This window comes from Streptomyces globisporus (genome assembly GCF_003501885.1).
Taxonomy (GTDB): Bacteria; Actinomycetota; Actinomycetes; order Streptomycetales; family Streptomycetaceae; genus Streptomyces; species Streptomyces globisporus_D.
This window is the reverse complement of the sequence record NZ_QWFA01000063.1, coordinates 1-11542: the sequence shown is the minus strand read 5'-3', so window position 1 is coordinate 11542 and position 11542 is coordinate 1. Positions and strand designations below refer to the sequence as shown.

Sequence of the window (11542 nt, the reverse complement as noted above, 5' to 3'; positions counted from 1 at the left end):
TCATGGCGACACCACCGGACGGCACGCAGCCCGACGTCAAGAAGGAACTGCTCAAGTTCCTGCTCCTCCAGGTCAAGGACGACCGTCTGGACGTCGGACGGGCCAAGGAGTTCATCAAGGCGATCGGCACTCCGCAGCAGGTTCACGACGGCGACGAGCCGGTCGCCGTCGTGGGCATGGCCTGCCGCTTCCCCGGAGCACCGGACAAGGAGACCTTCTGGGCCAATCTCCTCGAAGGCCGCGAGCACATCGGGGACTTCCCCAAGGCGCGCGAGGAGGACCTGCGCAGGGTGGACACCACGTCCCGGCTCCGCAGGGGCGGCTACCTGGAGCGGATCGACCTCTTCGACCCCGAGTACTTCGGCATTCCGCCGCAGGTCGCCACGGAGATCGACCCGTACCACCGGAACCTGATGGAGGTCCTGGTCGAGACGGCGGAGGACGCCGGGTACGCCAAGAGCGGGCTGTACGGGGCGAACGTCGGCATCTTCGTCGGCAACGACCACACGCACCGGATGAGCACCTCCTACCTCCAGTTCCTCTCGCAGCGGGACTTCTCCGCCTTCACCGGCTCCTGGTCCGGCATCCTCGCCAGCCGCCTCGCCTACCACCTGAACCTGCGGGGGCCGGCCACCGTCGTGGACACCGGCTGCTCCTCCGGACTGGTCGCCCTGGACACGGCCATGAAGGCCCTGCGGCAGGGCGACTGCGACACGGCGTTCGTCGCGGCCGTCAACCTGCTGCTCGCACCGACGAGCATCGGGGACGGTGCGGAGTCCGGCGACTGCCGGGTGCGGGCCTTCGACAGCGGTGCGGACGGCACCGTGTGGAGCGAGGGCGTGGCCGGGGTGTACATCAAGCCTCTGTCGCGCGCCGTCGCCGACGGCGACCACGTCTACGGCGTGGTCCTCGGCAGCGCCGTCAACAACGACGGACGCAGCAACGGGCTGACCGCCCCCAGCGCCAAGGCGCAGAAGGAACTGCTGGTCAAGGCGTGGAAGCGGGCGGGCATCCCGCCGGAGACGCTGTCCTACATCGAGGCGCACGGCACCGGCACCGCCCTGGGCGACCCCATCGAGATCAAGGGGCTCACCGGTGCGTTCGCCGAGTTCACCTCGAAGAAGCAGTTCTGCGGGCTGGGTTCGGTCAAGACCAACATCGGGCACACGGTCGGCGCGGCCGGCCTGGCATCGCTGATCAAGGTCTTCCTCTGCCTCGACCGGGGGGTCATCCCGGGCTCGCTCCACTTCGACGTTCCCAACGACCTCCTGGACCTCCCGCGGTCCCCCGTCTACGTCCAGGACCGTACGAGCGCCTGGGAGTCCACGACGCCGCGCAGGGCCGGGGTGAGCAGCTTCAGTCTCAGCGGGACCAACTGTCACGTCGTGCTGGAGGAGGCCCCCGCCGCCGCTCCCCGCCCGCAGCCGTCGGGCGGCTTCCTCTTCCCGCTCTCCGCACGCGACGAGGAACTCCTCGCCGAGACCGCGGCACGGCACCTGGCCCACCTGGACCGGAATCCGGAGTACCGCCTCGACGACGTCTGCTTCACCCTCCAGACCGGCCGCGAACACCAGCCGGTGCGGGCGGTCGTCCTCTGCGACAGCCGCGCGGGGCTGCGCGAGGGACTGCGCCGGGTGACACAGGCGTACGAGGAGGGCGGGAGGACCGCCCCGGGCGGCGGGACTCCCCCGATCGAGCGGGACGGGCAGGGCGAGGGGTTCCACGTCCTGCGCGCCCCCGCCGCCACACCGCTCCCGGAGCCGTACCGGCACCTCGCGGACGCGGTCAGCGGCTACTTCGCCGCCCGGCCGCGCCCGTTCGCCTCCCTGCACCAGGACGCGGACGCCCGCCGGGTGCCCCTGCCGCCCCAGCTCTTCCAGCACGTACGGCTGTGGGACGAGAGCACCCGCCCCGCTCTCGTCGACGCCGCCGAGCCGCCGGACGCGGAGGAGCCGAACCCGCTGTCGGAGCCGTCGCGCCTGCACGGCGAGGCGGACCCCGCCCCCGCCCGCCGAACGCTCGCCCGGGTCTGGTCCGACGTCCTGGGCTACCCGGTGGTCCGGGGCACGGACGACTTCTTCGCCCTGGGCGGGGACTCCATCTCCTCGCTGCGCATCACCCAGACCCTCAACGCCGTGTTCGGCCTGGAGATACCTCCCGCCACGCTGCTGGCGGACCGGGTCTTCGACGACTTCGCCGACGCCGTGATCCGGGAGCACGGGCTGACCGACGCCCACGTCCGGTCCGTCCTGGGCGACCCCGGGCTCCTCCCCGCCGCACCGGACGTCCCCGCGGCTCCGGAGCCGGAGGCGTACGAACTGCCCCTCACCGCCGCCCAGCGCAGCGTGTTCTTCGCGAGCCGCCGCGACGAGGAGTCGGTGGCCTACAACGAGGGCGGTCTCGTGGTGCGCCGCGACAGCCTCGACGTGGCCGCTCTGGAGGCGGGGTTGAGGGTGCTCGTCGCCCGGCACGACAGTCTCCGCGCGACCTTCCACACCGCCGACGGCGTCCCCTTCCAGCGGGTCCACCCGAACGCCCCGGTCTCCGTCGAGACGCGGCGGCTCGCCGCGCCCGGGCCGGGCGAGAGCCACGAGAGCCTGGCCCGCGCGCAGATGCGGGACTTCGTCCGCCCGTTCCGGCTGGACACCGCGCCCCTGCTGCGTGCCGCGTGCTTCGCCTTCGATGACGGCGTGAAGTGCCTGGCGATCGACATGCACCACATCGTCACCGACGGCGCGTCCATGGGCGTCCTGTTCCGTGAGCTCGCCGCCCTCGCGGAGGGGACGCCGCTGCCTCCGCTGCCGAAGAGCTACCGCACCGCCTGGGGCGAGCTGCTGGGCCGTCAGGAGCGCGGCGCCCTGACGGCCCAGCGGGAGCACTGGGCCGGCGTGTTCGCCGAGGAGCCGCCCGTCCTGCGCCTCCCCACCGATCTGCGCAGGAGCGACACCATCACGGCCCGGGGCGCGAAGCTGTTCACGACCCTGGACGGTCCGCTGCTCGACGCCGCGAAGCGCTGGGCGGCCGCGCACGACATCACCCCGTACATGCTGTTCCTCGGGGTGTTCCAGCAACTGCTGTCCCGGGTCTGCGGGCAGCGCGACATGGTGATCGGCGCGCCCGTCATGGGCCGCCCCGACCTGACGTACCAGAGTCTCATCGGCATGTTCGTCAACACGCTGCCGCTGCGCATCGCCGCCGGCCCGGAGACCGGGATCGACGCGTTCTTCCGTGCGCTGAAGTCGACCGTGCTCGACGCGTTCGCGCACCAGGACTACCCGCTGGAACTCCTCGTCGAGGACTTCGCCCCGCCGCGCGAACCCGGGCGGCGACCGCTGTTCGACGTCTGCTTCGTCCATCAGAACGCCGACATGGGCATGCGCGGCGAGCGGCTCGTACCGTACGACGACGGCAGCGCCAAGTACGACCTGACGCTCAGCACCCGCGAGACGGACGACGGACTCGTCCTGATGTGGGAGCACGCCACAGCCCTGTTCCGGCCGGAGACGATCGCGCTCTGGGCCGAGCGCTACGAGCACCTGCTGCGTTCCCTGATCACCGCCGAGGACGGCGACCGGCTCGACGGGCTCGCCCTCGTCCCCGCGCGGGAGCAGGAGCTGCTGCGGCGGATCACCGAGGGCCCGGCCGGGCCCGCCGGGACGCGGGACATCGTCCGCCTCTTCGAGGACCGGGCGGCGGCCGACCCGGACAAGGCCGCGCTGATCAGCGGCGAAAGCGGTGCGGACGGCAACTCGTTCGGCGAGAGCCGTCTCTCGTACGGTGAACTCAACGCCCGTGCGAACCGGATCGCCCACGGTCTGATCCGGCAGGGCTGCGCTCCCGGCTCCCCGGTCGCCCTGCTGATGGACCGTTCCTTCGACATGGTCGCCGCGATCCTGGGCGTGCTGAAGGCGCGCTGCCACTACGTCCCGCTCAACACCGGCTTCCCCGCCGACCGGCTGCGGCTGATCGTCGAGGACTCCGGAGCGGGGGTCCTGCTCGCCTCCGCCGCCCGCCTGCCGGCGGCAACCGACCTCGCGTCCGAGGGTCTGCGGGTCCTGGCCCTCACCGACGTGCAGGAGTACGGAGCGAACGCGCCCGGTACGGACGGCGGTACCGCCGACCCGGGCCTGCCCGGTGGCGCGGACGATCCGGTCTACATCATGTACACCTCCGGTACCACCGGGGCCCCCAAGGGCGCCCTGATCCGGCAGCGGGGCGTGCTCAGGGTGGCCCACCGGGCCTCCTTCGCCGACGCCGACCCCAGCGACACCTTCCTGTTGCTCTCGGACTACTCGTTCGACGGCTCCGTCTACGACATGTACGCGGCGCTGGTCAACGGGGCCTCGCTCGTCGTCACGGACCGGGAGTCCGTGCTGGACGTGCACCGGCTCGGGGAGACCATCCGGCGGCACGGGGTGACCCGGTTCTTCATCACCATGTCGATGTTCAACACACTGGTCGACTACGCCCCCGACGCTCTCGCCGGGGTGCGCCGGGTGATCTGCGGGGGCGAGGCCGCCTCTCCCGCGCACATCCGCAAGGCCTTCGACCTGCTGGGGCCCGGCCGCATCGCCAACGGGTACGGCCCCACGGAGACCACGGTGTTCGCCGCCGTGCACGTCTTCGACACGCTCGACGACCACGACGCGATCCCGATCGGCAGCGCGGTCGGCGACACCACCCTGCGGGTCCTCGACGACCGGATGCGGCCCGTGCCGGTCGGCACGGTCGGCGAGCTCTACATCGGCGGCTCGGGCCTCGCCGACGGCTACCTCAACCGCCCCGACCTGACCGGGGAACGGTTCGTCACCTCACCCGAGTTCGCCGGTGAGCGGCTCTACCGGACCGGCGACCTCGCCACGTTCCGGAGCAACGGCCTGCTCTACTACCACGGCCGGGTCGACCAGCAGGTCAAACTGCGCGGCTACCGCATCGAACCGGCCGAGATCGAGGCCGCCGCCCTCGCCGAGCCGTACGTCGGGTGGGCCCACGCCGGTGTTCACACGTCCGGCGCCGGCGGCAGGACGCTGTGCCTGTGGGTGCGGTATGCCGACGGCGCCGAGCGGGACGGCTCACGGCTGCGCTCCGCGCTGCGGCGCAGGCTGCCCGACTACATGGTGCCGCCGCTGGTCGTGGCGACGGACGAGGTGCCGCTGAACAAGAACGGCAAGGTCGACGTCGCGGCCCTCCCGGAACCCGTGGCCGCCCGGAGCTCCTCGACGGCCCGCCCGGTGGGCGAACTCCAGGAGCGGATGGCGGCCGCGTGGTCGCACGTGCTCGGCGTCCCGGTCGACGACATCGACGCGAACTTCTTCGAACTGGGCGGCGACTCCATCAAGGCCATGCAGATCGTGGCCAAGCTGAAGGAGCACGGCATCGACGTGCGGGCCATGGACCTGCTGGAGCACCAGACGACGCGTCTGCTCGCCCAGCGGGCGGCGGACACCGCGTCGGCCGCCTCTCCCGGCCCCGGGCACCCCCAAGGACCGCTGTCCGGTCCGGTCGTGCCGGGTCCCGTGCAGCAGGACTTCCTCGCCGTGCCCGAGAACCACGCGCAGGTGTACAACCAGAGCCTGCTGATCACCCTCGACGCCCCCTGTCCGGCCGACCGGACGGCGTCGGCCGTCCAGCGGTTGGTGCGCTACCACGACATGCTGCGGGTCGAGATCGACGACCTCGGCGGGCTGCGTATCAGGGACGTCGACGCGGAGGGGCTGCTGCATGTGCGCGAGGCTCCGGCGGACCTGACCGAGGAGGACCTGCCGGGGTACCTGGCCGAGCTCCAGGCCCAGGTGGACGCTCAGGGTGGCGCCGTCGTCGCCCTCGCCACCGGACTGGGGAAGGAACGGCGTCAACTCGCCCTCGCTGTGCACCACATGGCCGTCGACGTGGTGTCGTGGGGAATCCTGGTGGAGGACCTGCTCACCTGCCTGTCCGACCCCGGCGCCCTCCTCCCTCCGAAGACCATGTCCTTCCCGGCGTGGACCGCGGAGCTGCGGCGGCACACCGAGGAGGGCGGATTCCACGCGCAGCTCCCCTACTGGACCGGACTGGCACGGCGGACAGAGCACACCGGGCCGCTGTTCGAGACGGACGACGAGGGGCTCGTACGCGGCGAGAGCGACGCCGAGGTGCTGCGGCTGACGGCGACGACGGCGGACGGCACCTCGCTCTTCGACGCCGCGCGCCGCGGCCACGGCGCCGGCCCCGCCGACGTGCTGGTCGCCGTGGTGGCCCGGGCGTTGAGCACCGTGTGCGGCCGGGACCAGGTCCTGCTGACCATGGAGGGGCACGGCCGCGAACCCCTCGCCCACGAGCACGACCTCAGCCGTACGGTGGGCTGGTTCACCAGCACCTTTCCGCACCTGGTGGACGTGGCGGACGACGTGCGGGAGACCGTCGCGTCGGTACGGGACTCCTTCGCCCGTCTCCCCGCGAAGGGCGTCGGCTTCGGCCCGCTGCTGCGGTTCGGCAGCCGGGACGACACCGCGCCCCTGGCGCGGGTGCGCCCCCAGGTGAGCTTCAACTACCTGGGCGACCAGACCGAAGGCCACGTCGGCGTCACGCACCTGGCCAGGGACCTGACCACCGACGCGGCCCACCGCTCGCCGTGCGTCCTGGACATCACGGCGCACCGGGCGGGCGACGAGGTGGTCGTCGAGGTCCGCCATCCGCGCGCGTGGACGCGGAGCGGCACCGGGCCCGCCGTCGCCGAGGCGATCAGGGCTTCCTTCGACGAGGTCCGCGAGGTGCTGACGGACACGGACGGGCCCGTGGTGCACGCCCCCTCGATCGACCGGCACGTGGTCGACGACATTCTGGCCGACCTCCTCGACGACATCTAGGCACCGAGCCCTCAGGGCACTGGGACTCCGAACGGGACACGTACTTACTCATGGTTGAAAAGAACAATATCGAGTCGATATCGGGCCTCGCCGCGATGCAGAAGGGAATGCTCTTCACCTACGTGGCCGACGGTGCGTCGGACGCCTACGTCGAGCAGTTCGACTTCACCGGCGCCGGCGAGATCGACGCCGGCCACCTGCGCGAGGCGCTGGCCGCCCTGTCGCGCCAGTACGACATCCTCCGCTCGGTCTTCTCCTTCCGGAACACCGACGACCCGTACCAGGTCGTCATGAAGGAGTGGGCGCCCCCGCTCGACGTCCTCGACCATGAGGCGTCCCCCGACCCCGCGCACGCGCTCGCCGCGTTCAAGGAGGCCGACCGCGCCCGGGGCTTCGACCTGAGCAAGGACGTGCTCCTGCGCGCCACGCTGATCCGCACCGGCCCGCGGCGGTGGCACCTGGTCCTCACCTTCCACCACATCATCCTGGACGGCTGGTCGCTGGGACCGCTGTTCGCGGCCCTGTTCGACCACTACGACTCCCTCGTCCGTACGGGCGCGGCCGCCCGGCACCCGCGGGTCCGCCCGTACGGCGACTACGTGGAGTGGGCCGGGCGGCAGGGCACGGACGAGGCCCGGCGGTTCTGGGCGGACGAACTCGACGGCTACGAGCGGCCCGCCGGGCCGCCCGCCGCGCGCACCGCTGACGGCTTCCGTGCCGCCACCCACCGGTTCGTGCTGCCGAACGAGCTGTACGACGGGCTGAAGCGGTTCGCGCGGGAGAGCCGTGTGACGCAGAGCGCGGTGTTCCAGGCAGCCTGGGGCGTCGTCCTGCAGAAGTTCCACTACACCGACGACGTCGTCTTCGGGAGCGTGGTCTCCGGCCGGGACATCGACCTGGACGGCGTCGGCGACATGGTCGGCCTCTTCGTGAACACCCAGCCGGTCCGGGTCCGGACCGCGCGGGACACCTCCTTCGCCGACCTGTGCCGCAGCGTGCAGGACGGATACCGCAGAGCCGTCCCGCACCAGCACTTCCCGCTGCACGAGGTGCAGGCCGCCACGCCGCTCAGGAACGCCCTGCTCGACCACGTGGTCGCCTTCGAGAACTACCCGCTGATCGAGAAGCTCCAGGACTTCGGCGCGGGCGACGAGGGCCTGCGGCTGGAGGACGTCGAGGTCTTCGAGCGGACCGACTACGACTTCCACGTGGTGGTCACCCCGCTCGCGGAGTTCGGCGTGACCTTCTCGTACAACGCCCATCTGTACGCCCCCGAGGTACTGGAGGCGCTGCAGGCCGCCCTGGTCCGCGTGCTGGCGGCGGCCGTCGACGACCCGGAGGTCACGGTCCGCCGGATCGGGATCGCACAGGCGGCCCCGGCCGGCCCCGCGGCCGTGGCGCCGCTCGCCGCGAAGCCGTCCCTGGTCGACCACTTCGACGCGGTCGTCTCGGCCCACGGCGACCGGACCGCCCTGGTGTGGCGCGAAACGGAGTTCACCTACCGGCAGCTCGACCGCTGGTCGGACGCCGTGGCCCACCGACTGCGGGAGGGCGGCGTCGCCCCCGGCACGGGCGTCGGCGTGCTGTCCGACCGGCGCCCCGAGCTGATCGCGGCGATGCTCGGCGTACTGAAGAACGGCAACCACTACGTACCCGTCGACACCAAGGACGCGGCCCCCCGGATCGCCCAGGTCCTCGACGACGCGGACGTACGCCATCTGTGCACCGTGGGCGCTTTCGCCGGCCTGGTCCCCGACGGGGTGGAAGCCGTCCGCGTCGATGAACTCCACGAGAGCGATGTGGAGTTCACCCGGACCGCAGGGTCGAGCGACGACGTCGCCTACCTGATGTACACCTCGGGCTCGACCGGGCGGCCCAAGGGCTGCCACATCACCCACCGCAACGTCCAGCGGCTCTTCACCGACCAGACGTACTTCGCGTTCGGCGACGACCAGGTCGTCCTGATGACCAGCTCGCCCGCCTTCGACGCCTGCACCTTCGAGATCTGGGGCACCCTGCTGTTCGGCGGGAGGCTGATCCTGCCCGACGAGGTGGACGTCCTCGACGGCGGCCGGCTGCACGCTCTGCTCACCCGTCACCGGGTGCGCTCCCTGTGGCTGACCGCGCCCCTGTTCCAGCAGCTGTGCGACCGGGACCCGGAGATCTTCCGCCCGCTCGACCACCTCCTCGTCGGAGGCAGCGCGGTCCCCAGGCACCACACGGCCAAGCTGCTCGAAGCCTGCCCGGGCATCCGGGTCAGCAACGGCTACGGCCCCACCGAGAACACCGTCTTCTCCGTGGTCCACCGCATCACCGCCGACGACCTGGAAAGGGAGCGCATCCCCATCGGGCGGGCCCTGAACCACACGTCCGCGCACGTCCTGGACAACGGGCTGAACCCCCTGCCGCCGGGGGCCGTCGGCGAACTGTGCCTCGGCGGCGAGGGGCTCTCGCCCGGCTACCGCGAGCGGCCGGAGCTGAACCGGGAGAAGTTCGTCACCGCCCCCGCCCTGCCGGGTGAGCGCCTCTACCGCACCGGTGACCTGGTCCGCGCGCTGCCCGACGGCGTCCTGGAGTACCTGGGACGAACCGACGACCAGGTCAAGATCAACGGTTTCCGGGTCGAACTGGGCGAGGTCGAGTCCGCGCTCGCGTCGGTCGACGGGGTGGCCGGCGCGGTCGTGCTCGCGGTCGAGGAGAAGGGGGCGAAGAGCCTGCGCGGGTACTACCTGTCCGAGGGGGCGGAGGGCCCTGACAGCTCGGGCGGTGCGTTGAGGCCCGAGGCCGTCCGGGAGGCGCTCGCCGCTGTGGTCGCCGGATATCTGGTGCCGTCGGTGCTGGTGCCCGTCGAGAAGTTCCCCCTCACCAAGAACGGCAAGGTCGACCGCCGCCTGCTGGAGACGGTGCGTCCGCCGGCCCCGGCTCCCGCCGGGCGCACGGTGCCCCGTGGTCCCGCGACCGAGACCGAGCGGACGCTGTTCGCCCTCGTGGCGGACCTGCTGCCGGGCGTCGCCATCGACAGCGACCGCAACTTCTTCGACCTCGGGCTGAACTCGCTGAACCTCGTGACCCTCAGCAACCGGCTGCGCAAGCGGCTGGGCCGCGAGGTCCCCGTGCCCCTGTTCTTCGAGCACACCTCGCTCTCCGCGCTGGCCGCCGCCCTCGACGGCCCGGGCCCGGACGGAGGGAGCCCCGCCGCCGGCGCCCAGGAGGCGTCCGACGAGGAGCGCGAGGAGGAAGAGGCGCTGCACGCGGGCCGATTGCTGACCCAGTTCGACTTCGACGACGCATGACACCGCAGGACGAGAAGACTGAGCGAGAAGCGGGAAGAGGGGGACACGACAGTGCCTGAGCACAAGGAATCCGAGCGCGGCCACACCGGGCTGGAGCTGGCAGTCATCGGGATGGCGGGGCGGTTCCCGGGCGCCGAGAACCTCGACGCATTCTGGAGCAACCTCGTCGAGGGAGTCGACGCGGTGTCCCGCTTCACCGACGAGGAACTGATCGCGGCGGGCGTCGCCCCAAAGGACCTCGGGGACGAGAACTACGTCCCGGCCCGGGGCGTCTTCCCGCGCCTGGAAAGCTTCGACTCCACGTTCTTCAACTACACCCCTGCGGACGCGTCGATGCTGGATCCGCAGGTCAGGGCCTTGCACGAGGAGGTCTACCACGCCCTGGAGGACGCCGGATACTCGGCGGAGGGGCGCAGTGAGTCCATCGGCCTCTTCCTGGGAGCGACGAACAACGTGCCCTGGGAATCGCACACCCTGCGCACGGCCCTGTCCCGGTCCGGGATGCTGTTCGCCGGAATGCAGCTCAACGACAAGGACTTCGCCGCCACGCGGATCGCCTACACCCTCGGTCTCAAGGGACCCGCGCTCGCGCTGCACACCGGCTGCTCGACCTCGCTGGTCGCCGTCGACATGGCCTGCCGGTATCTGTGGACCGGCGCCTGTCAGATCGCGGTGGCCGGCGGGAGCGGCCTGACGCTCCCGCACCGGCGCGGCTACCGCTACCAGCCCAACATGATCCACTCCCCCGACGGACGCTGCCGGGCGTTCGACAAGTCGGCGGCGGGCACGGTGGAGGGCAACGGCGCGGGAGCCGTCGTGCTCAAGCGTCTGGAGACCGCCCTGCGGGACGGGGACCGCATCTACGCGCTGATCAAGGGCTCGGCGACCAACAACGACGGCAACCGCAAGGTCGGTTACGCCGCGCCGAGCATCGAGGGCCAGGCCGAGGTCATCCGCAAGGCGCACCGCGTCGCCAAGGTCACCCCGGCCCAGCTGTCGTACGTCGAGACGCACGGAACCGGAACGGCGCTCGGGGACCCCATCGAGGTCGAGGCGCTGCGCAAGGCATTCGGCCCCGGCCCCGCGGGCACCGTCGGGATCGGCTCGCTGAAGTCGAACATCGGCCACCTGGACACCGCGGCGGGAGTGGCCTCGCTCATCAAGGCGTGCAAGATCGTCGAGAGCGGCACGGTCCCGGAGAGCCTGCACTTCGAGGAGCTCAACCCCGTCATCAGCCTCGACGGCAGCCCCTTCTACGTGGTGGGCCGGCAGGAGGAGCTTCGGCGCAAGCAGTCTCCCGCGCAGCACGCGCTGCCGGTACGGGTGGGTGTGAGCGCGTTCGGGATCGGCGGCACCAACGCCCATGTGGTCCTGGAGGAGGCCCCCCGCCCGAAGCCCCCCGCC

3 protein-coding genes are annotated in these 11542 nt (G+C 71.6%); all 3 read left to right on the top strand.

The window, feature by feature from the left end:
- Nucleotides 1-2 precede the first annotated feature (2 nt).
- On the top strand, nucleotides 3-6845 hold the full coding sequence (locus tag D3105_RS14275) for a non-ribosomal peptide synthetase (protein WP_118903595.1): 6843 nt from the start codon (nucleotides 3-5) through the stop codon (nucleotides 6843-6845).
- A 50-nt stretch (nucleotides 6846-6895) separates the two neighbouring features.
- Nucleotides 6896-10138 (top strand): non-ribosomal peptide synthetase, encoded by a 3243-nt coding sequence (locus tag D3105_RS14270; protein ID WP_118903594.1) that lies wholly within the window; start codon nucleotides 6896-6898, stop codon nucleotides 10136-10138.
- A gap of 51 nt (nucleotides 10139-10189) precedes the next feature.
- A partial coding sequence (locus tag D3105_RS14265; RefSeq protein WP_240646902.1) for a beta-ketoacyl synthase N-terminal-like domain-containing protein occupies nucleotides 10190-11542 on the top strand: 1353 nt, incomplete at its 3' end.